The organism is Bradyrhizobium elkanii USDA 76 (assembly GCF_023278185.1).
GTDB classification, from domain to species: Bacteria; Pseudomonadota; Alphaproteobacteria; order Rhizobiales; family Xanthobacteraceae; genus Bradyrhizobium; species Bradyrhizobium elkanii.
Map to the genome: position 1 here is coordinate 8,991,319 of NZ_CP066356.1, position 25,730 is coordinate 9,017,048.

24 protein-coding genes and 1 pseudogene are annotated in these 25,730 nt (G+C 63.4%); 13 read left to right on the forward strand and 12 right to left on the reverse strand.

What is annotated here, in order from left to right:
- The first annotated feature begins 334 nt into the window (after positions 1-334).
- Together JEY66_RS42490 and JEY66_RS42495 are read left to right on the forward strand one after the other, a co-directional pair.
- Positions 335-1,896 (forward strand): annotated as a pseudogene (locus JEY66_RS42490) (alkaline phosphatase D family protein).
- A gap of 214 nt (positions 1,897-2,110) precedes the next feature.
- The gene (locus JEY66_RS42495) at positions 2,111-3,043 is read left to right on the forward strand and encodes an N-acetylmuramoyl-L-alanine amidase family protein (protein WP_018269368.1); all 933 of its coding nucleotides are present in this window, start codon (positions 2,111-2,113) and stop codon (positions 3,041-3,043) included.
- A 22-nt stretch (positions 3,044-3,065) separates the two neighbouring features.
- Here the strand turns inward: JEY66_RS42495 and JEY66_RS42500 are convergent, their stop codons facing one another.
- Together JEY66_RS42500 and JEY66_RS42505 are read right to left on the reverse strand one after the other, a co-directional pair.
- The gene (locus JEY66_RS42500; RefSeq protein ID WP_016847229.1) at positions 3,066-4,187 is read right to left on the reverse strand and encodes a hypothetical protein; all 1,122 of its coding nucleotides are present in this window, start codon (positions 4,185-4,187) and stop codon (positions 3,066-3,068) included.
- Positions 4,188-4,280: 93 nt separating this feature from the next.
- Positions 4,281-4,655: a response regulator gene (locus JEY66_RS42505; protein ID WP_016847230.1), complete on the reverse strand. Its 375-nt coding sequence runs from the start codon at positions 4,653-4,655 to the stop codon at positions 4,281-4,283.
- Positions 4,656-4,920: 265 nt separating this feature from the next.
- On the opposite strand from JEY66_RS42505, the gene JEY66_RS42510 reads away from it, so the two are divergent.
- The 3 genes from JEY66_RS42510 to JEY66_RS42520 all read left to right on the forward strand — a co-directional run bounded on the left by JEY66_RS42510 (position 4,921) and on the right by JEY66_RS42520 (position 7,451).
- Positions 4,921-5,685, forward strand: a complete 765-nt coding sequence (locus tag JEY66_RS42510; protein WP_016847231.1) for a Crp/Fnr family transcriptional regulator — start codon at positions 4,921-4,923, stop codon at positions 5,683-5,685.
- Between the two features lie 199 nt (positions 5,686-5,884).
- Positions 5,885-6,469 (forward strand): hypothetical protein, encoded by a 585-nt coding sequence (locus JEY66_RS42515; RefSeq protein WP_240536763.1) that lies wholly within the window; start codon positions 5,885-5,887, stop codon positions 6,467-6,469.
- A 205-nt stretch (positions 6,470-6,674) separates the two neighbouring features.
- Positions 6,675-7,451, forward strand: coding sequence for a response regulator transcription factor (locus JEY66_RS42520; RefSeq protein ID WP_016847233.1), 777 nt, complete (start codon positions 6,675-6,677; stop codon positions 7,449-7,451).
- A 15-nt stretch (positions 7,452-7,466) separates the two neighbouring features.
- On the opposite strand, the gene JEY66_RS42525 is transcribed toward JEY66_RS42520, so the two are convergent.
- The 4 genes from JEY66_RS42525 to JEY66_RS42540 all read right to left on the reverse strand — a co-directional run bounded on the left by JEY66_RS42525 (position 7,467) and on the right by JEY66_RS42540 (position 12,937).
- Positions 7,467-8,825: an HlyD family type I secretion periplasmic adaptor subunit gene (locus JEY66_RS42525; RefSeq protein WP_240536764.1), complete on the reverse strand. Its 1,359-nt coding sequence runs from the start codon at positions 8,823-8,825 to the stop codon at positions 7,467-7,469.
- 110 nt (positions 8,826-8,935) lie between these two features.
- Positions 8,936-10,672 (reverse strand): type I secretion system permease/ATPase, encoded by a 1,737-nt coding sequence (locus JEY66_RS42530; protein WP_018269365.1) that lies wholly within the window; start codon positions 10,670-10,672, stop codon positions 8,936-8,938.
- Between the two features lie 135 nt (positions 10,673-10,807).
- A complete protein-coding gene (locus tag JEY66_RS42535; protein ID WP_016847236.1) occupies positions 10,808-11,266 on the reverse strand; it encodes a hypothetical protein in 459 nt (152 codons plus the stop codon).
- Between the two features lie 264 nt (positions 11,267-11,530).
- Complete coding sequence (locus tag JEY66_RS42540) at positions 11,531-12,937, reverse strand: hypothetical protein (protein ID WP_018269364.1); 1,407 nt, start codon at positions 12,935-12,937, stop codon at positions 11,531-11,533.
- A gap of 289 nt (positions 12,938-13,226) precedes the next feature.
- Between JEY66_RS42540 and JEY66_RS42545 the strand changes: the two genes are divergently transcribed.
- The 6 genes from JEY66_RS42545 to JEY66_RS42570 all read left to right on the forward strand — a co-directional run bounded on the left by JEY66_RS42545 (position 13,227) and on the right by JEY66_RS42570 (position 19,422).
- The gene (locus tag JEY66_RS42545; RefSeq protein WP_016847238.1) at positions 13,227-13,946 is read left to right on the forward strand and encodes a prolipoprotein diacylglyceryl transferase; all 720 of its coding nucleotides are present in this window, start codon (positions 13,227-13,229) and stop codon (positions 13,944-13,946) included.
- The gene (locus JEY66_RS42550) at positions 13,927-15,372 is read left to right on the forward strand and encodes a radical SAM protein (RefSeq protein ID WP_016847239.1); all 1,446 of its coding nucleotides are present in this window, start codon (positions 13,927-13,929) and stop codon (positions 15,370-15,372) included. Before JEY66_RS42545 ends, JEY66_RS42550 begins: the two co-directional genes overlap by 20 nt.
- A complete protein-coding gene (locus tag JEY66_RS42555) occupies positions 15,369-15,647 on the forward strand; it encodes a hypothetical protein (RefSeq protein WP_026192084.1) in 279 nt (92 codons plus the stop codon). Before JEY66_RS42550 ends, JEY66_RS42555 begins: the two co-directional genes overlap by 4 nt.
- A gap of 11 nt (positions 15,648-15,658) precedes the next feature.
- Entirely contained in the window at positions 15,659-15,880 is a 222-nt protein-coding gene (locus tag JEY66_RS42560; protein WP_016847241.1) for a hypothetical protein, read from the forward strand.
- A gap of 276 nt (positions 15,881-16,156) precedes the next feature.
- Entirely contained in the window at positions 16,157-17,983 is a 1,827-nt protein-coding gene (gene typA / locus JEY66_RS42565; RefSeq protein ID WP_016847242.1) for a translational GTPase TypA, read from the forward strand.
- Between the two features lie 188 nt (positions 17,984-18,171).
- On the forward strand, positions 18,172-19,422 hold the full coding sequence (locus tag JEY66_RS42570; RefSeq protein ID WP_016847243.1) for a flavin monoamine oxidase family protein: 1,251 nt from the start codon (positions 18,172-18,174) through the stop codon (positions 19,420-19,422).
- Positions 19,423-19,443: 21 nt separating this feature from the next.
- On the opposite strand, the gene JEY66_RS42575 is transcribed toward JEY66_RS42570, so the two are convergent.
- The 4 genes from JEY66_RS42575 to JEY66_RS42590 form a co-directional block, all read right to left on the reverse strand.
- On the reverse strand, positions 19,444-20,349 hold the full coding sequence (locus JEY66_RS42575) for an HNH endonuclease (protein WP_075968620.1): 906 nt from the start codon (positions 20,347-20,349) through the stop codon (positions 19,444-19,446).
- Positions 20,350-20,433: 84 nt separating this feature from the next.
- Positions 20,434-20,841 carry a thiol-disulfide oxidoreductase DCC family protein gene (locus tag JEY66_RS42580; protein WP_026192083.1) on the reverse strand — a complete coding sequence of 136 codons (408 nt, stop codon included), beginning with the start codon at positions 20,839-20,841 and terminating at the stop codon, positions 20,434-20,436.
- A 59-nt stretch (positions 20,842-20,900) separates the two neighbouring features.
- Positions 20,901-22,229 (reverse strand): SDR family oxidoreductase, encoded by a 1,329-nt coding sequence (locus JEY66_RS42585; RefSeq protein WP_026192082.1) that lies wholly within the window; start codon positions 22,227-22,229, stop codon positions 20,901-20,903.
- A gap of 59 nt (positions 22,230-22,288) precedes the next feature.
- Positions 22,289-22,756 carry a DUF2269 family protein gene (locus tag JEY66_RS42590; protein ID WP_016847247.1) on the reverse strand — a complete coding sequence of 156 codons (468 nt, stop codon included), beginning with the start codon at positions 22,754-22,756 and terminating at the stop codon, positions 22,289-22,291.
- A 374-nt stretch (positions 22,757-23,130) separates the two neighbouring features.
- On the opposite strand from JEY66_RS42590, the gene JEY66_RS42595 reads away from it, so the two are divergent.
- Together JEY66_RS42595 and ppa are read left to right on the forward strand one after the other, a co-directional pair.
- Positions 23,131-23,640 carry a GNAT family N-acetyltransferase gene (locus tag JEY66_RS42595; RefSeq protein ID WP_016847248.1) on the forward strand — a complete coding sequence of 170 codons (510 nt, stop codon included), beginning with the start codon at positions 23,131-23,133 and terminating at the stop codon, positions 23,638-23,640.
- A gap of 165 nt (positions 23,641-23,805) precedes the next feature.
- Positions 23,806-24,336 (forward strand): inorganic diphosphatase, encoded by a 531-nt coding sequence (gene ppa, locus JEY66_RS42600; RefSeq protein ID WP_016847249.1) that lies wholly within the window; start codon positions 23,806-23,808, stop codon positions 24,334-24,336.
- 141 nt (positions 24,337-24,477) lie between these two features.
- Here ppa and folD read toward each other — a convergent pair whose 3' ends face one another.
- Both folD and JEY66_RS42610 read right to left on the reverse strand, forming a co-directional pair.
- Positions 24,478-25,362 (reverse strand): bifunctional methylenetetrahydrofolate dehydrogenase/methenyltetrahydrofolate cyclohydrolase FolD, encoded by an 885-nt coding sequence (gene folD, locus JEY66_RS42605; RefSeq protein ID WP_016847250.1) that lies wholly within the window; start codon positions 25,360-25,362, stop codon positions 24,478-24,480.
- 1 nt (position 25,363) lies between these two features.
- Positions 25,364-25,699 (reverse strand): DUF167 domain-containing protein, encoded by a 336-nt coding sequence (locus JEY66_RS42610; RefSeq protein WP_016847251.1) that lies wholly within the window; start codon positions 25,697-25,699, stop codon positions 25,364-25,366.
- Positions 25,700-25,730: the final 31 nt, after the last annotated feature.

Sequence of the window (25,730 nt, forward strand, 5' to 3'; positions counted from 1 at the left end):
CCTCTCCCGCTTGCGGATGGGGCAATCGCATATGGCCGTTTGAGGTAATCGGAGTTCCCACAAACTCGTCATGCCCGGGCTTGTCCCGGGCATCCACGTCTTCGTTTCCACGCAAAGAAAAGACGTGGATGGCCGGGACAAGCCCGGCCATGACGGCGCGGAAGAATCGGTTCATTCCATATGCGATTGCCCTGCGCTTGCCGGGGGAGGGAGCCTGACAGATGTGCTTCCCTTACGTCCCGCACTCCCGCCGCTGTAATCTCTCCGTCATGGAATTTTTCTAGGTCTTGGCACGCCTGCGGCGCATTGTCGCTGTGACCTGAGGAGGCTCCCCATGACGATCCGGTTCTCGCGAAATCTCACCCGCCGACGCTTTCTCTCCACGGCGGCAGCGGCCGGCGCCGGTGTGATCGCGATGCCCTATCTGTCGCGCGCCGCCGACCGCCCCGTGATCACCCATGGCGTGCAGTCCGGCGATGTCGGCGTCGACGGCGGCGTGGTGTGGGCGCGGGCCGACCGGCCGTCGCAGATGATGGTCGAGGTCGCAATCACCGAGTCCTTCAAGGATGCCCATACGCTGCCGCCGATCACGGCGCTGCCCGAGAGCGACTTCACCGCCAAGATGCTGCTGGAGAACCTGCCCTCCGGCCAGGACATCTTCTATCGCGTCCGCTTCCGCGACCTTGCCCATATCGACATCGTCGGCGAGCCGGTGGTCGGACGCTTCCGTACCGCGCCGAGCGATCGCCGCGACGTCTCCTTCGTGTGGGGCGGGACGTCGCCGGCCAGGGCTGGGGCATCAATCCAGATGACGGCGGCATGATCACCTTCGCCGCGATGAAGAAGCACACTCCGGATTTCCTTCTGCACTCCGGCGACACGATCTACGCCGACGGCGTGATCCCCTCCGAGGTGAAGCTTCCCGACGGCAAGATCTGGAAGAACGTCACGATTCCCGAGAAGGCCAAGGTCGCCGAGACGCTCGACGAATACCGGGCCGCCCACAAGTATAACTTCCTCGACAACAACGTCCGCGCCTTCAATGCCGAGGTGCCGATCTTCGTGCAGTGGGACGATCACGAGGTGACCAACAATTGGTCGCTGTCGAAGCAACTGCCGGCGGCCTACAAGGAGCGCGACATCAACGTGCTCGCGGCGCGCGCCGCAAGGGCCTTCCACGAGATGTATCCGATGCGCGAGAGCATCGTCGAGCCTGGACGCGTCTATCGCACGCTGAGCTACGGTCCGCATCTCGACGTCTTCATGCTCGACGAGCGCAGCTATCGCGGCCCCAACGGCCCGAACCTGCAGGAGCAGTACGGCCCCGACGCCTATTTCATCGGCCCGGACCAGCTGGCCTGGCTGAAGCGCGCGCTGCTCAACTCGCGCGCCACCTGGAAGGTGATCGCCTCCGACATGCCGCTGTCGCTGATCGTCTATGACGATGCCGCCAACAAGAAGGGCTCGGAAGCCTTTGCGCAGGGCGATGGTCCGGTGCGCGGCCGCGAGCTCGAGATCGCCGATATCCTGCGCTTCATCAAGACCGCAGGGATCGTCAACACGGTGTGGCTGACCGCTGACGTGCACTATGCGGCAGCGCACTACTACAATCCGAACAAGGCCCAGTTCCAGGAATTCGATCCGTTCTGGGAATTCGTCTCCGGCCCGCTGCATGCCGGCACGTTCGGCCCGAACGAGCTCGACAACACCTTCGGCCCCGAAGTGAAGTTCATCAAGGCGCCGGGCGAAGGCAACCAGAACCTGCCGCCGTCGGCGGGCATGCAGTTCTTCGGCCACGTCAAGATCGAGGGCAAGAGCGGGCAGATGACGGTGAGCCTGCGCGACCGCGTCGACGCCGAGCTGTGGGCGATCACGCTCGACCCGAAGCCGGTCTAGTTCGGTCACAGCCACGACGGAACCGGGCTCTTTGTCTTGACGGCGTGGCCTCCGAGGCGAGGCAACGCGATTGCCGGGGATGGACCTCCCCGGCATCTTCCGGTACCGATGTCAGAGCCGTTATGCTGGGGGCCCGGAGGGGCGGAGCATGAGGCGCTGCGAATTCTTTCGCGTGCTCGGTGGTAGCGTTGCGAGATTTCGGCCTCGCCGCTTTTTGGTCGTCGCGATCGCAGTGTTCGCGCTGCTGCCGATCGAAGTCAGCGATGCCGGCTGGCTGCCCGATCTCTTCAGGAGCTCACCCAAGCATGCCAAGTCGCTGAAGCGCGCGAAGGCGACAAGGGCTGCCAAATTGGCAAGGCACCGCGCTCCGCCCAGGCACCGCGCCATGCGGCTGGCCGCCCTTGGGCCAGTCACCCTGCCGCTTTCAGCTCTCAAGCGGGCCGCTGCCAAATGCGATCCCGCGACGTTCCGGATCGTGCTGGATGTCGGACATACCGCGCAATCGGAAGGCGCGATCAGCGCGCGGAATGTCGCCGAGTTCACCTTCAACCTGCGCCTTGCGAAGCTGATCGAGCAGAGGTTGAAGGCCGAAGGCTTTGCCGAAACCAGGCTGCTGCTGACCGAAGGCAAAGCGAGACCGAGCCTCTTCAAGCGGGTCGCCGCGGCCAACAATCTGCACGCGGATCTGCTGATGTCGATCCACCATGACTCCGTGCCCAACAAGATGCTCGAGGACTGGGAGTTCGAGGACAAGAAAAGCCACTTCAGCGACCGCTTCAGCGGCTACTCCGTGTTCGTCTCCCGGGACAATCCGGACTTCAAGACCAGCCTCCGGTTCGCCGAACTGGTCGCCGGGGAAATGAAGGCCCAGGGCCTGCATTATGCCGAGCAATATAGCCAGGCCATCATGGGTCGTTACCAGCACCCGTTGCTGAACAAGGATACCGGCGTCTACAGCAATGATGAACTCATCGTGCTGAGAAAGACCGCGATGCCCGCGATCCTGCTGGAGGCGGGCTCGATCATCAACCGGGACGAGGAACGCGAGATGGACTCGCCCGAGCGCCAGAACCTCATCAGCAGCAGCGTCGCTTCCGCCGTGAAGGAATTCTGCGAGCCGCGATGGGCGCTGCTCGGTCCACCCTGACGGCCGAGCGATCAACTCCTCCTCAGCCCGGCTTGCCCGACTTGATCTCCTTGAACTTGGCAAGCGCCTGCTCGAACTTGGCGTTGAACAGCCACATCGCATCGAGGATCTCGCGGAAGGTCGCGGATGTTCTTGCCCGGTCGGCCCGGCCGAACGCGAAGACGCTGTTGTTGCGCAGATATCGCATGATCCTGGGATCGGAAATTCTGTAGCCGACGAGGTTGCCCGATTTGAGCGCTGCCCTGGTTGGCGTGGGAATGATCTGGATCAGCTCAAAGACCTTCATCTGATCGATCGGGTCCGGCAGCGCTTTCTGGATCGCCGCGACCTGCGGGAAAAGTTCGGCGTGTGCGTTCATCAGGCCGTCCCGCACGGCGGTCCAGTGATTGAACCTGTGATCGAGGTTGCCGACCCGCGCCTCTTCCCGGTCGTCGCGACGGCTCAGCGCAGGATCGAGAGTCGCGATCGACCCCTTGATCGCTGCCCATTTCCTTCGGCCGTCGCGATCCTCGGACAGGCCGGTCTGCAGGCTTCCTTTATAGGTGTTCGATCGTGCATTGCCCGCATTCTGCTTGCCGTTCGTCTCGGCAAAGAAGAGGCCGAGGCTGATACGGCCCGCGACGGCGGCGTCGGCGGCGTCAAGACCCTTGGCCCGCGCGATCACCGTCGCCAGATCGACCACGTCCTTGAATGGCGTATCGGATGTTTGCGCACCGGCGGGCGGCGCCTCCATGACGTCGAAGAGCTTCCTGTACTCATCGAGCAGCGGCTCATTGTCGGCGTTGAAGTAGGCCGGGGGGATTCCGAATCTGTTGGGTCTTCCAATCCTGGACGGAAGCGCATCGGTGAGGTCCTTGTAGGCGCTCATCATCTCGACACGGGCCAGATAGATCGCCTGGCCCGGCAAGTCGGGCAGCGGCTGCTTCGAATCGATCTGCGCGCGGCGTTGGCGCAGAATCGACTCGAAACCCTTCAGGGCTCTGTCATAGGTCTCAAGCGCGGCCGATTGCTCGCTCGAGAGTGCGGCCGGCGTAGCGAGAGCTGGCGACACGAAGCGGCCGACGACGGCCGAGCCGAACGGCGGCGCTAGCAGCAGCCCGAGAGCGAGCGCGGCTGCGGGCGCGGCAAATATCCTGATCACCATGACGCTTTCCCGAAGCGCTTGCGTCACCGAATCCGACGGGCTGGATCGTAGACGACGAACGCTCCGGCGGCGAGGCCGAAGCTTGGCAATCCGTCAGTGGCCGTTTCTCAGCGCCGCCTCCAGCGCCTCGCTCGAGCACGGTTTGGTCAGCCGCGGCTTGTCGGCGAGCGATGCCGGCAGCCGGATATCCGCGCCATAGCCCGTGACGAATGCGAACGGCACCTTCAGCGCATCCAGCCGCTCGGCGATCGCGAACGTCTTCTCGCCCCTGACGAGGCCGACGTCGAGCAGCGCGAAATCCGGCGCGCGTTCGGCGATCAGCTCGAGCGCACGGGCGACGCTCGCAGCGGTGCGCACCGTGCGGGCGCCGAAGCCGAGGATGGTGTCCTCGAAATAGAGCGAGATGATCGGATCGTCCTCGACCACGAGGACATCGCCGGGCATGCCGGCATTGGGGGTGAAGTCCATGGGCGTGCCAGTTTCCGTTTGCTAGAGCTTGTTGTCTTGACGCGTTTCTCCAGGCGAACCGGTATCCACTTCGCTCGAAAACGCTCCAAAGCATCGATGAAAGACCGGATCAGTCCGGCCGGATGGCCCGCGACCGGCGCCTGAAAGCACGCCGGCTGTTCCCGCGATGAAACCACCACATCGCGAGCGGCGCCGTCTGTTCACTAGTGAACATAAATCCGGGAACCTTTCATTATTGTCGGCGTTGGGTTTTCAGGAATTTCCCATGATCGCGAAACGGACCGAGTTGGCCGGGACGAGTGACCGGCCATTCAACAATCTTTTGCGCCGGCTGAACGACGCCGATTACCAGTTGATCGCACCGCATCTGGGGCTGGTCGACGCGCAGGCCAACGACCTGCTCTACAGCCCCGGCGACGATGTTCAGACGGTGCATTTCCCGTGTGGGCCGAGCCTCGTCTCCTACATGGTGCCCAATGAGGACGGCCGCGATGTCGAGACCATCCTGGTCGGTCGCGAAGGCGCGGTCGGCGGCATCGTCAGCCAGGGCTTCCTGCCGGCCTATACCCGCATCACCGTCAAGTTCGGCGGCCCGTTCGCTCGGCTGCCGATCAGCAAGCTCGACGCCGCCAAGCTGAAGTCGATCTCGGTGCGCAACATCTTCGCGCGCTATGCCGATTGCATGCTGGCGCAGATCTTCCAGTCGACCGCCTGCAATGCGATCCACTCGATCGAGCAACGCGCGGCGAAATGGATCATCTCGGCGATGGAGCGCACCAATGGCAACGGCATGGTGCCGCTCACCCATGAACAGCTCTCGACCCTGCTCGGCGTCGGCCGCAGCTACACCAGCCGCGTGATCCAGAACTTCAAGGCGGAAGGCGTGCTGGAGACGCGCCGCGGCGCGATCGTGATCCGCGACGCGGACAAGCTGCGGCTGCGCTCCTGCCTGTGCAACGATGCGGTCAAGGATCATTTCGAGGAGGTGCTGCGCGGGGTGTATCCCAGCGAGGACAACCCGGCGAACTAGGGTATGTACGCATGATTCGTCGCGTCCGCCATGCTTCCGGAAGCCGACGCTAAACCCGACATCGCCGTAGGGGTTCGCCCTATCGCTCCAACCCGCGCGCTTAATGAGCGCTTAACGGTTTTGCGCAACAGATAGGATCACCAGCGCGGAATTAGTCCTAGTAATGAGTGCGAGCCGAGCTCCCGAGGAGGGGAATCGGATGGGACTGCTTGTTGTCGGAGCGCTGGCAGGAATCCTGATCGGCTTTGGCTGGTTCGCGCCTTCCCGAGGGTATTTCGTTGGGTGTGGGTCAAGACCCTGTTTCGACGAGGTTGCAGTCGCCCGACCCACAGAGCCCATGCCGGCGGCTTCAGCGCCAGCTCCTGCGATCGTCAAATCGAATTCTGCAACCCCGGCAAAATCCGGCAGGAGACCATCATCGAAGAAACACCGACCGGCCGACCTCGCCAAGGCGGCGCCCTCGCGGACGAGGATCAACATCCCGACACCCGAACGCGCCGCGGACATAGCAGATCCTGTCGTGACCAAAGCGAAGGTCACGATTGCAGCGCAGATCGAGGATCCGGGATCGGCCGAATTCAGCGACATGAAGCGCGCCATGCGAAGGAACACGCTCGGAAGCGCCGTGGATACGATTTGCGGGCGCGTGAAAGGAAGAAGTGCGTCGAGCGGAGAGACTGGAGGAAGGCCCTTTCTTTATCTTGTGAAGGAGGATGAAGCGTATGTCGTCGACGGCAAGTCGGGGTCGGCGGCGTCAACGGCATATCGAAATATCTGCAAATAGGGGATGCGTCGACCGCGCCACGGCGCGCGTCCAAATGATTTGAGCGGAAAGAATTTCCACCGAGGCGCCAGGCTATCCCGCAATGGATGCGATCCTGATGTCGGGGCTGCGCGTGATGATGCATTCAGGATGAATGCCGCAACGGTAAATGCGCAATACGGATCGATGGGACTGTCGCAGAAATTCTTTTCATTCCGAGGAAATCATGGACGACATAACGGACTCCTCAAAACGGCTCAATGGAGCGCTTCACGTACCGGTTCTGGTGATCATCGAGCAGCACCTGTTGCCCCGCACATGCATTCTCAACGTCCTCAGGCGGGAACTGGCCGACTTCGAGATCCTCGACATGGCAACGGTCCAGGGCCTGGACTGCATGTCAGCCCGCGACGTTCGTCTGGTGCTGCTGAGCATCGCGGACAAGCCGATCGTCGATCCCTCGGTCGAGGACGATCTCGCCTTCGTGGCCGAGCAGTGTCCCAATGCCGCCGTCGCAATCCTGTCAAACCATGACGACGAGCCGACCGCACAAGCCGCGATGCAGCGGGGTGTTCGCGGCTTTCTTCCCACCTCGCTGCCAATCGAGGTCGTCATAGCCGGCCTGCGCCTTGTTCTTGTCGGCGGCGTCTACAGGCCGTTGCCGGTCGCCGAGATGAACAGGATGCCGGGTTTCGATCCGCCGGACGCGCGCGGGCTTGCGTCCGCATATCTGATGAACGAGGCAGCCAGGACGGCCATCGACAGGAGCGGTCTCACCCCTCGAGAGCAGCACGTTCTGGCGGAATTGGAGCTCGGCCTGCCCAACAAGCTGATCGCAGCCAAATTGAAGCTCTCGGAAAGCACCGTCAAAATGCACATTCAGCATATCATGAGGAAATGTGCCGCTCACAATCGCACGGAAGCGGTCCTCCGCTGGCGCGGCCGGTCGCTCCCGCAGAATCGCGATCAAGATCCGGCTACGGCCCCAATGCCGGAGACCTAGTCACCCTGAGCGGGATCAATCCTCTCTGAATGCACCGCGGAAGCTGTCGAGCAGGGGCCTGAGCGCGTAAAGTGCGACGGTACCGCGCCCCGTGGTGATGAACACTTGAACCGGCATACCGGGCACGATCTGGAAGTCGTTGGCGGCGATCTGCGCGTCGTCGATCCGGATCTTGGTCGCGTAGTATGGCTGGTCGGTACGCTTGTCGAGTAGCCGGTCTGCCGATACGTGCACGACGGTTCCCTTCAGGCGCGGTACGCGACGCTGATTGTACGGCACCAGATGCACCTCGGCATTGAGGCCGGGATGAACCACATCGATGTCCTCGGGCCTCAGGCGGGCGGTCACGATGAGGCGGTCTTGCCGGGGCACCAGCTCCATGAGCGGAGCACCCGCCCCGATGACGCCGCCCGCTGTATGAATCCGCAAGTCGGTTATCACGCCGTCCTCAGGCGCCTTCACCTCCGTTCGCGATAGCTGATCCCTGGCCGCAAGCAACCGCTCGCGGAGCTGGAATATCTGGTTCTGTGCTTCGCGAAGCGACTGCGCGATCTCGTTCTGCCTGTCGCTCTCGAGCTTGAACAATGTGGCCTGCTGCTCGCTGATGACCTGCCCGGCGCGAGAAATCTGCGCGGTGATCTCGCCGCGGCGACCCTCAACGTCGGCCAGTTCACGTTGCAGGTTCAGAAGCCGCGGCCGCCGTTCGAGTCCCTTGTTCACGAGCGTCGTGACCATATCCAGTTCTTCCCGGACGATGTCGACCCGCTGCCCGGTGGCGCTCTGCTGAGCCTTGAGACCTTCGATCTCCCTCTCGACTTGAAGCCTCCGTTCGCGAATGACCGCAAGCTGCGACTCATGAACCTGCCGGCGCGCCTGAAAAATGAACTGTTGCGCCGACACCGCGGCGGCGGCCACCCCATTTCGCTTGCTGTCCTGTTCCAGCGCGCTCGGGATTGCGATGCTCTCAAAGTTCTGCTGCTCGGCCTGAAGCCGCGCGGCACGAGCAATCGCATCCCACAACTGGCCTTGAAGGCTTTGCACCTCCGAACCGGGCCGGGTGTCATCCAGCGCGATCAGCGTCTGTCCGCTTCGCACGATATCGCCGTCAGCAACCAGGATCTTCCTGACGATCCCGCCCTCCAGGTGCTGAATCGTCTTGCGGCTCGATTCTGATTCCACGACGCCGGAAGCGATCGCGGCGCTCTCGAGAGGCGCGAGGCACGCCCATGTGCCAAGCCCCAGCATGAAGCAGAGCACCAGCAGGTTGCCCGCCAGGGTGATACCGCGAAGCCGTCCACGCGGAGAGATCGGTGTCGGGGTCGCACACCATCGATATTCGAGAGGCTCGAAATCGTCGATCGCGGTAACCACCACCCCAAGTCGTCCGGCGAGCGGGGGGCTTGCCGGCGCTCGCACAAGCTGGTCCCAGATCGCGGGTAGCCTCGATATCGCCGCAAGCCTCCAGATGGTAAGAGGATTCCGGATCATGGCACGATCCGCGATGTAACCTGGGGTCGGTTCAGGTGCCGCTCAAAGATTTCCTCGCTGTCGCCGAAAGCGACGACCGCCCCCTCTTCCATAATGGCAATCTTGTCTGTGGCTGCGAGGAGACCCATACGATGAGTGACGACGACCAGGATGACACCGGCTAGCTTCATGCGCTCGATAGCGTCCAGCAGCATTCGCTCGCCCCCGTAATCGAGACTGGCATTCGGTTCGTCGAGAACGATCAGGCGTGGACCGCCGAAAAAGGCCCGGGCAAGACCGAGGCGCTGCCGATATCCGCGCGAGAAGGATTTTTCACGGTGAATCACCGTGTCGTACCCGTTCGGCAGGCGCATGATCGCCTCATGAATTCCGACCAGCTTGGCCGCCTCCACGACCTTCCGCCGATCGGCATCATCTAGCCGTGCGATGATATCGCTTATCGTATCGCCGAGCAGGTCGATGTCCTGGGGGAGATAACCGAGACGGTGGCCGCCTAGGCCCTCGCGAAGCAGCGAGACGTCGGTATTATCGAGCAGGACACAGCCATCAGTTGGCGTCGACAGCCCGGCAATCACCCGGCCAAGCAGGGACTTGCCTGACCCGGACGCACCGATAATGCCAAGGCATTCTCCGCTCGCGAGCGTGAACGAGACGCCGTTCAGCAGAAGGTGGTTGGTCCCCGACAGCCTCACGCCGACGTTGTCGACAACGAGACCGCTCGACGCTTGCCGCTGCGAAACCTCCGGATCCTGCTGTCCGGCGGCGGGGGACGCGACGAGAACCGCGCCGAGCCGCTGACAGGCACTCACGGCCGTCCTGAGTGACTTCCAGCCTGCGATCGCACTTTCGACCGGCGCGAGCGCGCGGCTGAACATCAACGTCGAAGCAAAGATGATCGCCGGACTCTTTCCGTGATCGAGGACAAGCCACGCGGCAGCCCCCATTATCAACACCTGCGACAGCGCGCGGACCGGCTTGGTGACCAGCATCACGATCTCGCTTCGCCGGACCGCCACATCGTGCTCTCTGCGTGCCTCCTGCGCGTCATGGTAGATCGTGCGCGCAGCGCTATCGAGCATTCCCATGGCGCGGATCATGTGGATGTTGCCTGCGGCGGCCTGGAGGCGGCCGTAGCTTCTGGACAGCGCGGCGCCGGATCTGAGCAGAACGTCCTCGGTAACCAGATCTCCGGCAACCGTGAGAGCGAAGAGGAAAGCCACACAGCAGGCGCCTACCACGCCAAGCAGGGGATGGATGAGAAAGAGGACCAGGAGGAATAGGGGCGCCCAGAGTGCGTCGAACAGCATCGGACAGGCGCCGGAATCGATGAACTGGCGCAGCACGGTGAGATCCCGATATGCGTCCGACGCCCGCGTCCAATCGCCGCGAAACGCGGATTCGAGGCTGGCCGAAAGCACGCAAGGACGGAGCCGATCGTCGAGCCAGGCACCAAGGCGACCCAGGACAGCGCGCCGCAAGGCATCAAACACGCCGCCGACCACGACCGTGATCGCGACAATGAGCGTGAGCAGGAGCAGCGTGTCGCCGCTCCGGCTCGACAACACCCTGTCGTAGATCTGAAGAAGGTAGATGGAGGGCGCAAACAAAAGCAGGTTGTAGCTGCAGCTATACGCGAATACGAGACCAAGCGGCCCCGCACAGCACCAAAGGGCCGCGTGCAGTGGCGTCGCGATCTGCGGCAGGACAGGCAACCGAATGGGCGGCATCAGCATGATCGTCACCGCCTGAAATCGAAGTCCGGCGCACTTGCCCGACGGCCAACGCGATCTGTCAAGAAGGGCATCGGCTTGAATTGCGGGATCGGCAGCAATGGCCGCCGGTCCCGCCACGGTCGGACGAGCCGATGGTCAGAATGTATCGAGGTGGAAGCTCACCTCTCCACCCAGCGCGGCGTTGCCGTCTCCGCCATTGCCGCCGATGCCCGCCAGGACCTCCTGGTGCTGGTCCACCGCGAGCTTGTTGATCTGAGTGGCATCCGTATTGGCATATACCTTGGAGGTATCGTGGCCGCTGTAGGATTTCTGGTTTCCGTTCGACTCGGCGCTTCCGCCATGGGCCTTCGCAAACACCGAGGCCGTCGCGTTTGCGCCGCCGGCGTCCCAATCTGCCGTCTGAGTGACGTGGTCGCCGGTGTTCACATGCACATCGGCGCCTTCTGCCTTGTTGGTTGGATCGAAGTTGAGGGTCGGCTTGCTGATGATGGCTCCCTTGAAGGTACCGTCGCCGCCATTTCCGACACTTTGACCACCGGTGTTGATCGATTTGAATTCGATCGAATCCGAGATGCTGATCGCCTTGGGCAACATTTGAGCCTCCGTCCTTGTGTTGGCTGTCGTGCATCATCCATCCCGATCAGGCGGACGCGCACGGGCGAGTCTGATCCGGCGATGCGCGTTGCCGATAGATGTCAAATCGGACACCATCCGGGTTGGTCGACCTACGTACGAAAGTATGACGTTCGTCGCGCAACATCGGAGCTCGAAGCATCGGGAGGCGCCCTTGCGCGAGATTTGCATGCGCAGGGAGTCCGCTACCTTGCGACCGGCCTGCGCGAGCGGTGCGATGTTTCGCTATGCCAACAGGTGAAGATCGGACAGAAGATGGGCGGAAAGATCGCCACCCAGCGCGAGATTGCCGTAGCCGCCATCCCCACCAAGTCCGGCAATCTGGACCGCACTCTGGTCGATGTGCACGTTGTTGACCTGATCGGCCACGGCCGTCGAATGGGGCCCCGCGATTGCGATATTGATGGGTGCATAGATCGCGACGCTGACATCGATCAGGCTGCCGGCAAAATAGCCGTTGCCGCCGTTGCCTGCGCCGTTCGCGCCGGTCGCAATCGTGTCGGAGCCGCCCCACAAGCCGTGGGAAAGAAGGCTTGCATGGCCGCCCGTCGCGGCGTTGCCATTGCCGCCGTGCCCGCCCATGGCGGCGATCTGAACTGCGGATTGATCCACGTCGGCGTCATTCGTCTGGACTGAATGAACGTTGGAGCCATAGCCCGCGACTGCGATGTTGATCGGGTCGTACACCAAGATCGAGGAATGCACGAGACTCCCGTAGAACGCGCCGTCGCCGCCGTTGCCGGCCTGACTCCCGCCCGTTTGAACGTCCCAGACGCTCCCTCCGTTGCTTGATCCCCAACTGGGGTCGAGCGTCATGATGCTGCCGCCGAAGGCCACATTGCCATTTCCGCCACTTCCGCCGACGCCCGCGATCTGCGTAGCCGATTGATCGATGTCGACTGTGTTCGATTGACTTGCATAGGCCGCGCCGCCTGAGCTCGCCACCGCAATATTGATCGGATGATAGATCACGACGGGAGCGTCCACCAACGCACCCGAGAAATGGCCGCTGCCGCCGTTTCCGGCGCCGTTGTCGCCGCTCCCGATCGCGCCGGAGCCCAAGGAAGCACTCAAGGAAGCACTGATGCTGCCTCCCGATGCGAAGTTGTCATTGCCACCATGTCCGCCGACGCCGGCCATCTGAAAGGCGGATTGATCGACATTCAAATCGTTGGACTGGTTGGCCACGGCGACCGAGCCGTATCCCAAACTCACCGAAATGTTGATCGGTTCATAGATCAACAGGGATGCGTGAATGATACCTCCGTAAAAGTAACCGTCTCCGCCGTTCCCGGCGGTGTTCGCCCCGCTCTCGATCGAAGCGATGCCGGTCGCGGAATGAGATGCGCCGGCAGCAGGCTTCGTTGCCGAAACATCCAGGCTCGCCGCAGTGTGGTTGCCGACGTGGCCGCCGGTGCCGACCTCCGACGCGGTGGGATGGTCGGATTGGCCCGGGCCAGAGTCATGGGGCGGGGAATTCGCGGTCGCGGGATGCGCATCGAGCCCTGCAAACGGGCTGCTCGGTGCCGGACCCTGCTCGTCGTCACCATCGTGCCCATCGTGGCGATGAGAGGCGTGATGCAGCCGGATCCCATCCGACATCCGCGAAAAATCCATCGTCGCCTTCCTCATCGCAATCGCTCCGCGCAATCGGGACGGGTTCTGCACTCCGGACAGAATGTCATCCCGGGAAGGTCGAAAGCCCAGCCGTCAGTTCGGATATGGCGCTTCGGATGGACGCCGTAACATCGGCTATATCCGTTCTGGCGCGGTTACAGCCTTTGTCGTTTTGCGCGGGCCGGCGTCGCCGGCGCGGTCCATCAGCCCGCCGCTCCCGGGCAGACGGGTTGATAACCTTGCCCCGCCATTGCAATCGGGCAGCCGCTATCGCGGACCGCGAAAATCACGCTACACTCGCCTCATGAGCGGGGCTGAACTTCACGCCGTCTTCGACGTCGCAGCATGGGGCGGGGCCGCGATCGCCATGTGGTGGCTGTCGCGCCGGCGCGGGCTGCAATTTCCCCGGCAATCCTTCGAGCTGCCCTACATCGCCGCGCTGCTGTTCGGCGCCGGGATCGGCGCCTACATCTTCGGCACGCTGAACCTGTGGTTCTCGGGCATGGCGGGCGTCGCCCGCTCGGTCGAGGGCGCGCTGGCCGGCGGCATCGCCGCGATCGAACTCTACAAATGGCGACACGGGATTTCGCTGCGCACCGGCGCGCGGTTCGCGCTGCCGCTTGCGATCGGCGTCGCGGTCGGCCGTCTCGGCTGCTATTTCGCGGGGCTCGAGGATTTCACCTACGGCACGCCGACCACGCTGCCCTGGCGCCATGATTTCGGCGACGGCGTGCTGCGCCATCCGGTGCAGCTCTATGAAAGCCTGGCGATGGCGGCGTTCGCGGCCTTCTATGTCTGGGCCGTGTTGAACCGAAATGCCGCCGTCATCACCAACGGATTCTACCTGGTGCTGTTCTACTACGGGCTGCAGCGCTTCCTGTGGGAATTCATCAAGCCCTATGGCCCGCTGATCGGACCATTCTCGCTGTTTCACCTGCTGTCGCTGTTTGTCATGATTTATGCCACCGTCATGCTGGCGACGGCGCCGAATGTGAGCTTGAAGCATGAACGCGCCGCTGCGTAAGGCACGCCCTTACATCTTCTGGGGCCAGACCCAGTCTCTCTGCGAAACCTGCCTGGCCCTGGTGCCGACCAAGATCCAGATATCAGGCAACGAGGTCTGGTACGAGAAGCGCTGCAAGCAGCATGGCGTGCAGTCGACGCTGGTCTCGACGGATGCGGCCTATTGGCGGCTGTGCAAGGATTTCATCAAGCCCGGCGACCGGCCGCTCGCGTTCCAGCGCCACACCGAATTCGGCTGCCCCTATGATTGCGGGCTGTGCCCGGACCACGAGCAGCACTCCTGCCTGGCGCTGATTGAGATCACCGAGCATTGCAATTTGACCTGCCCGGTGTGCTTTGCGGATTCCTCGCCGGCGCGCACCAGCTTCACGCCGCTGGCGAAGATCGAGAAGATGCTGGACGCGCTGGTCGCGAGCGAGGGCGAGCCCGACCTGGTGCAGATATCCGGCGGCGAGCCGACGCTGCATCCGGATTTCTTCGCCATTCTGGATGCGGTGCGCGCCCGCCCGATCCGCCATGTCATGATCAATACCAACGGCCTCAGGATCGCGCGCGAGCCCGACTTCGTGGCGAAGCTCGCCGAGAACAGGCGCGGGCTGGAGGTCTATCTGCAGTTCGATTCGCTGCAGCGCGAGGCGCTGGTCAATCTGCGCGGCGCGGATTTGCGAAAAATCCGCCAACAGGCGCTGGAGAATCTCGAGCGCCACGGCGTCTCGACCACGCTGGTCGCGACCATCAAGCGCGGCGCCAACGACGGCGAGATCGGCGACATCGTCCGTCACGCGCTGACCTGGAAGTGCGTCCGCGGCGTCACGCTGCAGCCGGTGCAGGATGCCGGCCGCAACGAGCATTTCGACAAGGACACCGACCGTATCATGCTGTCGGAGATCCGCCGGCGCGTGATCGAGACCGGGGTGTTCGGCGCTGACGACATGATCCCATTGCCCTGCAATCCCGAGAGCATCTCGATCGGCTACGGCCTGCGCAACGGCGACAAGGTGCTGCCGCTGACCTCGCTGATCCCGCAGGAGCAGCTCATCGCCGTGATGCCCAACACCATCAGCCCGGAGAAATATCCGGTGTTGCGGGAGAAGTTTGTCGACCTGTTCTCGCTGTCGTCGGGGCCGCTGAACACCTCGGAGCGGGTCTGCGAATTGCTGTGCTGCCTGCCGAGCTTCGAGGTGCCGGAGGGCCTGACCTACGAGAACGTGTTCCGCGTCACCATCGTGCAGTTTCTCGACCGCTTCAATTTCTGCGTCGGCAACGTCAAGCGAAGCTGCATCCACTTCGTCACCGAGAGCGGCGCGATCATCCCGTTCGACACCTACAATCTGTTCTACCGTGACGGAAAGATCGACGGCATCCGCGCCGCGATGGCCGGCCAAACCTACCGTGAAGCCCGGCAAAGCGAGGAGGTGCGGCGATGAGCGAGACCAATCCACCGCCCATCCCGCCTGCACCACCGGAGCCACCCTACAAATACATCCCGCCGCCACCGTCACCACGCAGCGGCTGCGCCACCGCGTTCATGGTGCTGTTCGGGCTGGTCCTGCTGCTGCCCGGGCTCTGCGCCCTCCTGTTCGGGTTCGGCGTCCTGAGCGAATCGAAAACCGATCCCTCCATTCTCTTCCTGATCCTGCTCGGGCTCGCGGTCTGCTTTGCCGGCGTGATGCTGATCCGCGCCGCGATCAAGGGACGCTAGTCCGGGGCATCGTGAGCAGTTTTCAGCAAAACCCGGAACAGAGACAGCGCAGCGGTTGCGCCACCGCGATCATGCTGGTCGTCGGGGTGATCCTGCTGATCCCGGGGGTCCTGTGCGCCATTCTCAACGCCAGGATGGGCGCCGGGGCCGGCGGCGACCCCATCACCATGTTCGTGATGATGGTGGCGCTGGGCGGGCTTGGCCTGATCGTGTTCGCGATTACCCGGAAGTAAGACCTGAAAGCCCCTCAAAACCCGCCTTTGGAACAAAAATCAGCCCTCCAAACAGCCAATAAATCATTGTTTTTTGGCGTTTTCTGACTATATTGCGCCGCAACGCGCAAGGTGCCCGGTCCTCTGACCGGGCTTCCTTTTTGGGGTGATGCGTCCCCGTCAAATTTCTTGGGTATGAGCGTGATCCGGGCCCGAATGGGCCACGCGAGCGAGCGGCCGGCCAAACTGGTCCGGCGAGATCGCGCATCTGACCATTGCACGACCAGAAGAAGAGCCATGAACCTTCGCAACGTCGCCATCATCGCCCACGTCGACCACGGCAAGACCACCCTCGTCGACCGCCTGCTGCAGCAATCCGGCACCTTCCGCGAGAACCAGAAGGTCACCGAGCGCGCCATGGACTCCAACGACCTGGAGCGCGAGCGCGGCATCACCATCCTGGCCAAGGCCGCCTCGGTGCAGTGGAAGGACATCCGCGTCAACATCGTCGACACTCCCGGCCACGCCGACTTCGGCGGTGAGGTCGAGCGTATCCTCAACATGGTGGACGGCGCGCTGGTGCTGGTCGACGCCGCCGAGGGCCCGTTGCCGCAGACCAAGTTCGTGGTGTCGAAGGCGCTCAAGATCGGGCTGAAGCCGATCGTCGTGATCAACAAGGTCGACCGTCCCGACGCACGCCCGACCGAAGTCATCAACGAGGTGTTCGACCTGTTCGCCGCGCTCGACGCCAGCGAGGAGCAGCTCGACTTCCCGATCCTGTACGGATCGGCCAAGCAGGGCTGGATGGCGGAGAGCCCGGAGGGTCCGAAGGACCTCGGCATGCAGCCGCTGTTCGACCTGATCGTACGCCACGTCGAGCCGCCGAAGGTCGAGGAAGGTCCGTTCCGGATGATCGGCACCATCCTCGAGGCCAACCCCTATCTCGGCCGCATCATCACCGGCCGCATCTCCTCGGGCTCGATCAAGCCGAACCAGCAGGTCAAGGTGCTGTCCGCCGACGGCAAGCTGATCGAGAGCGGCCGCCTGACCAAGATCCTCGCCTTCCGCGGCCTTGAGCGCACGCCGCTCGAGGAGGCCGAGGCCGGCGACATCGTCGCGATCGCGGGCCTCACCAAGGGCACCGTCGCCGACACCTTCTGCGATCCCACCGTCGAGACGCCGCTGCCGGCGCAGCCGATCGATCCGCCGACGGTTTCGATGTCGTTCATCGTCAACAACTCGCCGCTCGCCGGTACCGAAGGCGACAAGGTGACCTCGCGGATGATCCGCGACCGCCTGATGCGCGAGGCCGAGGGCAACGTCGCGCTGCGCGTCGTCGAGGCCGCCGACAAGGATTCCATGGAAGTCTCCGGACGCGGCGAATTGCAGCTCGCGATCCTGATCGAGACCATGCGCCGCGAGGGCTTTGAGCTCTCGGTGTCGCGCCCGCGCGTCGTGCTGCAGAAGGACGAGGCGACCGGCGCCTGGCAGGAGCCGATCGAGGAAGTCGTGATCGACGTCGACGAGGAGCATTCCGGCGTCGTCGTGCAGAAGATGAGCGAGCGCAAGGCCGAGATGATCGAGATGCGCCCCTCCGGCGGCAACCGCCTGCGGCTGGTGTTCTACGCGCCGACCCGCGGCCTGATCGGCTACCAGGGCGAACTGCTCACCGACACGCGCGGCACCGCGATCATGAACCGCATCTTCCACGGCTATGCCGCCTACAAGGGCGAGATCCAGGGCCGCCGCAACGGCGTGCTGATCTCCAACGACCAGGGCGAAGCGGTGGCCTATGCGATGTTCAAGCTGGAGGACCGCGGCCCGATGATGATCGAGCCGGGCTGGAAGGTCTACAAGGGCATGATCGTCGGCGAGCACACCCGCGACAACGACCTCGAGATCAACGTGCTGAAGGGCAAGCAGCTCACCAACATCCGCACCACCTCGAAGGACGAGGCGGTGCGCCTGACGCCGCCGATCCGGATGACCCTGGAAAAGGCGCTCGCCTATATCGAAGACGACGAGCTCGTCGAGGTGACGCCGAAGTCGATCCGGCTGCGCAAAAAGCACCTCGACCCGAACGACCGCAAGCGCGCCGAAAAGGCCAAGGAAGCTGTAGCTTAAAGCGGTAGCTTAAGCGGTGGCGTAAGCCCCACTGTCGTGCCCCGGCTCGACCGGGGCACCCGGTACGCCGCGGCTCATCGGCTCAATCACTGCTGTCTCTGGAATACTGGATCACCCGCATGCGCGGGTGATGACAGTTATGCGCGGGGTGACTTTAGGCGTCTTTCCAGACGTGCTAGAGCCGGGACATGACTTCCCTTCCCTCCACGATCGATGTTGCCATCATCGGCGCCGGCGCCGCCGGCCTCGGTGCCGCGAATGCGCTGAAGGACTCCGGCCTCTCCACGATCGTCCTGGAAGCCCGCGACCGCCTCGGCGGCCGCGCGCATACGATTCAGGCTGCGCCCGACGTGGTGTTTGACGTCGGCTGCGGCTGGCTGCACTCGGCCGACCGGAACAGCTTTGTCGGCATCGCCCGGCAACTCAACTTCGAACTCAACAAGGACCTGCCGCCGTGGCGCGAGCGCGCCTACGGCGAGGCGTTCCCGCAGGCCGCTCGCGACGACTTCACGCACGCACTCGACCAATTCTACGACCGCATCGAGCAGGCGGCACAGCAGGGCAAGGACCGCCCGGCCAGCCTGTATCTCGAGCCCGGCAACCGCTGGAACCCGATGATCGATGCGATCTCGACCTATGTGAACGGCTGCGAGCTCGACCAGGTCTCGATCCTCGATGTCGATGCCTATGAGGACACCGACATCAATTGGCGGGTGCGGCGCGGCTATGGCGTACTGGTCGCGGCCTATGGCGCGCAGGTGCCGGTCGCACTGAACTGCGAGGTCAGGCTGATCGATCACTCCGGCAAGCGCATCCGCATCGAGACCTCGCGCGGCGTGCTTGAGGCGGACAAGGTGATCGTCACCGTGCCGACCAACCTGATCGCTGACGAGGCGATCCGCTTTTCGCCGGCGCTGCCGGACAAGCTCGACGCCGCGCGCGGCCTGCCGCTCGGCCTCGCCGACAAGGTGACGCTGGCGCTGGCCGAGCCCGAGGCCTTGCCTAAGGAAGGCAATCTGCGCGGCGCCACCATGCGCACCGAGATGGGCACCTATCATATCCGCCCGTTCGGCCAGCCCTGCATCGAAGGTTTCTTCGGCGGCCGATTTGCGCGACAGCTCGAAAATGCCGGCGACGGCGCCATCGCCGCGCACAGCATCGACGAGATCGTCTCCTTCCTCGGCAATGATTTCCGCCGCAAGCTGCAGCCGCTCAGCGAATCCCGCTGGGCCCACGACCCGTTCGCCCGCGGCTCCTACTCGCACGCACTGCCCGGCCACGCAGACAAGCGCGCCGTGCTGGCCGCGCCGGTCGACGGCCGGCTGTTCTTCGCCGGCGAAGCGACGTCGCCGGAGTTTTTCTCGACCGCGCATGGCGCGCGGGACTCGGGGGAGCGGGCGGCGAAGGAAGTGGTGGCGGCGACCAACCGACCGGAATAGTTGCCCGGAAGTGAGGCCGCCTCACTTTTTGAAAACAACGTCTCTATGAAATTTCAGATAGTGCGAGTTTGGATAAAGGGTCTGATCCTTCGGAAGATTGATCAATCCACTTTGATTGAGAAGCCTAACGGCATCTTCGGGAACGTGATTCTTGGAAACTAGTATTTTGTAATCGTCGCCGATCGAGATCAGCCCTCGATCAAACATCCAGTGCACTGTTCCGGACAACGCCAGCCCGTTTCGAACTGAGTCGGGTCCATTTGACGCCACTGGCTGAATGTGTGCGGCCTGCACTTCGGGGCGGCCCCCGCCATTGATCAACCGCAAACCTGTAATGGCACATCTATTAGAATAGGCCGCTCGTACGCTGTGCATAAATGATTTTTCTCGAAACGGCCGGGAAACAACCATTTCGACAACTGGTCGCTCGAACGATGTTGGCGGTTCGGAATATCCGGGTGGCGACGGCGCCTCCGGCGAATGCACCTCGCCAAGAATTGGCGCAAAGCCAGCTCGCAAGATCCGGTCGAATTCATTATCAGGGATGAGCCGTACAGCTCGACCAAACGCACCCTTATTGGTGCTGCCGTCATCCTTCTCGAGTGCACTCTCGTAGTATTCGCCCTGCTCCTGAAACGGGACGACCGTGTCGAAATCCAGATACGTCGCGCTATCGATAATTGCAAAGTAATGATCTGGTAATTCGACGTCCTCAATCACCGAACTAACGCGAGCGACACCGAAATAGGATTGACGACCTCCCCTACTTGAAAGGTCAGAGCTCGATCTTCGTGGTTCATAGTAGACGATGTAGTCGCCGATCGTTTGCTGGACATAATTAAGATATGTGCGCGGAAAGTGATACCTTTCTTCGGGCAGGTCCTTGTAGCTCGGTGTAACCTTTGAAGTAAAAACTGCCTTGGTCATAAACGAAACCTTCGCGCACAACTATCTCAGCGCCATTCAATCTAAAGTGGCTCTGACTATTTGGATAGCCTCCGACCTCGGCCTCTACTCCAGCACCCGCGCCCGCATATCCGCATCCGGAACGAAACACGTCTCGTACTTGCCGAAGATGCGATAGCGATTGCGGGCGATCAGGCTGTAAACGGCGTCGCGCAGCGGCTTGGGCACGGCGAACAGTGTGCGGGTCCAGCCCCAGCCGGGCAGATGGCTCAGCACCGTCAGCGCCGCATCGGATTTCATGTAGGCGACGCCGCCATGGACGACGGCGTTGGTGTCGGGGTCGTCAGGATCGATGCCGAAGCTCTTCGCCAGCCGCGTGCCGTAGCCGGACTGGATCGGCGTGAAGCGGAAGCGGCGCGCCGTGTCGCGGGCGATGACAAAGCGGACCCAGCGCGAACAGAAGATGCAGACGCCGTCATAGAGGATCACGTCGTCGTCGGGCCAAGTGCTGATCTCGATTTCTTTCGACGCGTTTTCTTCACGCGAACCGGTTCCCACTTCGCTCGAAAACGCTACCGGTTCTCCAGCATCAGCAGCGCGACCAGCATCAGCATGATCGCAGGTCCCGTCTTCACCAGCGCACCGAGCGGCTCGATCCAGAGATCCGGCGTCAGAATCGCCGATCCCACCATGTAGCCGAGCGAGGCGATGATGCCTGCGATCAGGCCGAGCGCCGCGGTGCGGCGGATCGCGATCAGCACCCCGATGCTCATGTCCATCAGGCTGGTCAACACCGTCACCGGCCCGACCGAGGCGGGCGGGAAATCGTGCGCACGCAAGATGCCTGCCGCGGCGTCATAGGAAATCACCAGCGCGATGAAGCCGGATGCGACCCAGAACAGCACGAGGCTTGCGAAGATCAGCGCCTTGATCAGGAACAGCCGCGCGAACCATTTGTCCTGAATGGTCGCGGGGCGCCCGCCGACTGCCTGCGCGATTGTCTTCGGCACGATGCCGGTCGCTTGCATCCAGCCTGCGGGATCGCCGGTGACGCCGCGGCGCAGCTCGGCGATCGCGGTGGAGCGCAGCGGCGGCATCCAACCGAGGCGGCTTGCGAGATCGCCGAGGCGGGCGCCGAGATCGATCAGGAACGGCGGCGTCGCGATGCGGACGTGCTTTGCCGTGCCGAACGACCGGCGGAACTGGGCGATGACGCCGCCGAGCGAAATCGGCTGCTTCTGCATCAGGTCCCATGTCACCGATCGCACCGCTTCGTCGGCGACATCGCGCGCCGCGAGCCAGGCGATGGTGGCGGCGATATCCTCGACTGCGACCGGCTGGAACGGCGTCGCGGCCTCCTCGGCCGGCAGATCGACCGGCAGCGCCGCCAGCGCGCGCAGCATGGCGCTGCCGCCATAGGCCGAAGGCGCGATGACGAAGCCCGGGCGCAGGATCGCATGGGGAATCCCGGACGCCGCGATCAGCCGTTCGGCCTCGCGCTTGGTGGTGCTGAAGGCGGTGCGGTCCGCATCGGCCGTGCCGGGAATCGAGATATGGACGAGACGGATGGCACGGTGGCTGTCACCGATCGCCCGCAACAGCCGCGCGACGAGGTCGCGATGCACCGCGCTTGTGTCGCTGCCCGGACCATCCTGCAGCACGCCGAGGCAGTTCACGACGATGTCGACCTCATGGGTGCGAAGCAGCTGCGTCAGCGCCGCGGCATCCATCGCCATCACCGGCAGCTCGATGTCGGCCGCGCTCATTTTCTGCGCCGGCGTAAAGTGCCGCGCGATGCCGATCACGTGAAAGCCGCGCGCCCTCAGATCGTCGGTGATGGTGCGCCCGATCAGGCCCGACGCGCCGAGCACGAGAATGTTGTGTGATGCGTCGTCACTCATGGAAGTCTCGAGCATGATCCTGTTCGGAGAACCGCTGCACACTTTTCCGGGATCATGCGCTAAAACGGTTTCGCGATCATCAGCCAGAGGATGATCATCACGGAGCCGAAGCCGGGAATACCGAACAGGAACCAGCGGCGAAACAGCGCAAAATAACGCGGCGGCAGCGGAAGGCCTTTTTCGACGGCCGCCTGCGCGAGGTTGCGCATCTCGATCTGCATGAAGACGACGGGAACCCAGAACACGCCGGCCAGCGCGTAGAGCGCAAGCGAAACCGCGAGCCAACGCTCGGCGATGCTCGTTGCCGACAGCAGCATCAGCAGTCCGCCGCTCACCGGCTGCAGCAGCACGGCGGTCAGCGTGAAGATCATGTCCGCGATCACGACGGTCGCCGCCGTGCGCGCGATGAACGCCGCATCCTGCGTGCGATGCGCCGCCAGCATGAAGAAGGCGATGCCGGTCCCGGTGCCGAGGATCACGATGGCGCCGAGCAGGTGCAGATACTTGATCAGGAAATAGAGCGTCATCGCAATCCGCTCGTGATCAGGCCAACTTCGGCGCGCACAAACACCGCCGCTGCCATAGGCCGGTCGGGCACGAAAATCCACTGCGGCGGAGCAGGCGTGGCGCGTTCGGAGTACCCCCATCGCGTCTGGATTCGCTCGCAGAATCCTGGCCGCGAATCAGCCCCCGAATGAGCTTTTTCCAACTATGGCAGTGTCATACTGCGCTCGCGATACACGCTTTGCACAGCTCCGGATCGGCGGTTGGCCGCTTGAACTCCGGCAAGTGTCCTCTTTCGGAACAAATTCTCACGACACTGATGCAAAAAATCCACAGATTAACCGATAATTAACGATGGACCTTGAAGGCGGCCCGCCGACTTGCTTTGATTGCACCCATGAGCACAACGCTAATCGAGGTCCGGCCGGCCAAAGCTGCAGACGCGGCGGCGGTGGCGTCTACCCATGACGAAGCCTGGCGCTCGGCGTATCAGGGAATCATCCCCGGCGCCGAACTCGAAAAGCTGATCAATCGCCGCGGCCCGCAGTGGTGGGACAGCGCCATCCGCAAGGGCAGCCGCGTCAGCGTGCTGGTGTTCGGCGACCGCATCGCAGGCTACGCCAATTACGGCCGCAACCGCGCCCGCAGCCTGCATTTCGAAGGCGAGATCTACGAGCTCTATCTGCGGCCGGAATTCCAGGGGCTCGGCTTCGGCCGGCGCCTGTTCGCCTCCGCCCGCCGCGACCTGATGCAGAGCGGCCTCAAGAGCATGGTGATCTGGGCGCTGTCCGACAACGAGCCGGCGACCGAGTTTTACCGTGCGCTGGGCGGCCGGATGGTGGCGCGCTCCTCGGAGCGGTTCGGGCCGAAGTCGCTCGACAAGGTCGCTTTCGCCTGGGCGAACTGAAAATCCTGCTTCTCTCGCAGCTGCAGCAAGGCTAAACCAGCCTCAAGCGCTGCGCGCGTCGGCCAGCCCGGCCTCAAGGCCGGGCCTGGTGCCCTTTTGCGGCCCGGCGGCGCCAACCAAAAAATCACATCGTTCTCAACTTCCAGAGGCCACGCGGAGCAATCCATGCGTATCGACGCCATATCGATCGGAAAAAATCCGCCCCACGACGTCAACGTCATCATCGAGGTTGCCGTCGGCGGCGAGCCAATCAAGTACGAGATGGACAAGGAGGCCGGCACGCTCGTGGTGGACCGCTTCCTCTACACGCCGATGCGCTATCCCGGCAATTACGGCTTCATCCCGCACACGCTGTCCGGCGACGGCGATCCCTGCGACGTGCTGATCGTCAACACCCGCGCCATCGTGCCGGGCGCGGTGATGAGCGTCCGCGTGGTCGGCGTGCTCTTGATGGAGGACGAGGCCGGCGGCGACGAGAAGATCATCGCGGTGCCGTCATCGAAGCTGACCCAACGCTACGACAAGGTGCAGAACTACAGCGACCTGCCCGACATCACGCTGCAGCAGATCCAGCACTTCTTCGAACACTACAAGGACCTCGAGAAGGGCAAGTGGGTGAAGGTGCTGCGCTGGGGCGACGCCGACGAAGCCCGCAAGCTGATCCTCGAAGGCATCGAGCGCGCGAAGAAGAAGTGACTAATCTCGCCCTGCTTGCGATCCGGGTGAGGGGGTACAGGTCTCTCGACAATCCCACCTCGGAGAGGGGCCCCTCACCCCAACCCTCTCAGAGCGAGCTATGCTCGTCTCGGCCCCGCAAGAGCGGGGCGAGGGAGCATTTCACACCGCCGGCGCCGGCAGGCCGGCAATCGCGCAGGCGGCGCGCAGCGTGTTGACCAGGAGGCACGCCACCGTCATCTGCCCGACGCCGCCGGGCACCGGCGTGATTGCGCCGGCGACATTGAGGGCTTCCTGGAATGCCACATCGCCGACCAGTTTCGGCTTGCCGCCGGGCACCGGGATGCGGTTGATGCCGACATCGATCACGGTCGCGCCCGGCTTCAGCCAGTCGCCCCGCACCATCTCGGGCCGGCCGACCGCGGCATAGACCAGATCGGCCTGGGCGCAGAGCTTTGGCAGATCGCGCGAGCGCGAATGCGCGATCGTCACCGTCGCGTTCTCGTTCAGCAGCAATTGCACCAGCGGACGGCCGACCAGATTGGAGCGGCCGATCACGATCGCGTTCAAGCCCTCGAGCGAGGCGTGCACGCTCTTGGTCAGGATGATGCAGCCGAGCGGCGTGCAGGGCGACAGCGCGGCCAAACCGCCGGCGAGCCGGCCGGCATTGTTGGGGTGCAGGCCATCGACGTCCTTGGCCGGATCGATCGCGTTGATGATGGTCTCGGTGTGCAGCGATTTCGGCAGCGGCAGCTGCACCAGAATGCCATGCACCATGGGATCGCGATTGAGCCGCGCGATCAGCGCCAGCAGATCGGCCTGCGACACATCCTCCGGCAGCTTGTGCTCGAACGAGGCCATGCCGGCGGCCTGGGTCTGGGTGTGCTTGCTGCGGACATAGACCTCGCTGGCGGGATCATGGCCGACCAGCACGACGGCGAGCCCCGGCGTGAGCTGGTGGTCGCGCTTGACGCGGGCGACCTCGTCGGCGACGCGGGCTCTGAGCTCGGCGGCGATGGCTTTTCCGTCGATGATGCGGGCAGTCATGTCAGTCCCTTGTCTGCTGGTTCGGCTTGGCCGCTGTCAGCTTCCTCAATGTATCGCCAAGCCCTTTCGGATCGCCGTCCACCGCGACCTGCTTGAGCCGCGAGGTGGCGCCGGACAACAGTTTCACTCTGGCCTTCGGCACCCCGAGCGCCTTGGCCAGCAGCTCGGTCACCGCACGGTTGGCCTCGCCGCCCTCGGCGATGGCGCGCACCCGCACCTTCACCACCGAACGGCCGTTGGCCAACGTCTCGATCCCGTCGATGTCGTCGCGGCCGCCGCGCGGCGTCACGCGCAACGCGATGCTGATGCCCTCGGTGGAATAGCGCCAAGGATCCATCAAGGCTCCCTCGCCAAGGCCCGTCGAAAGG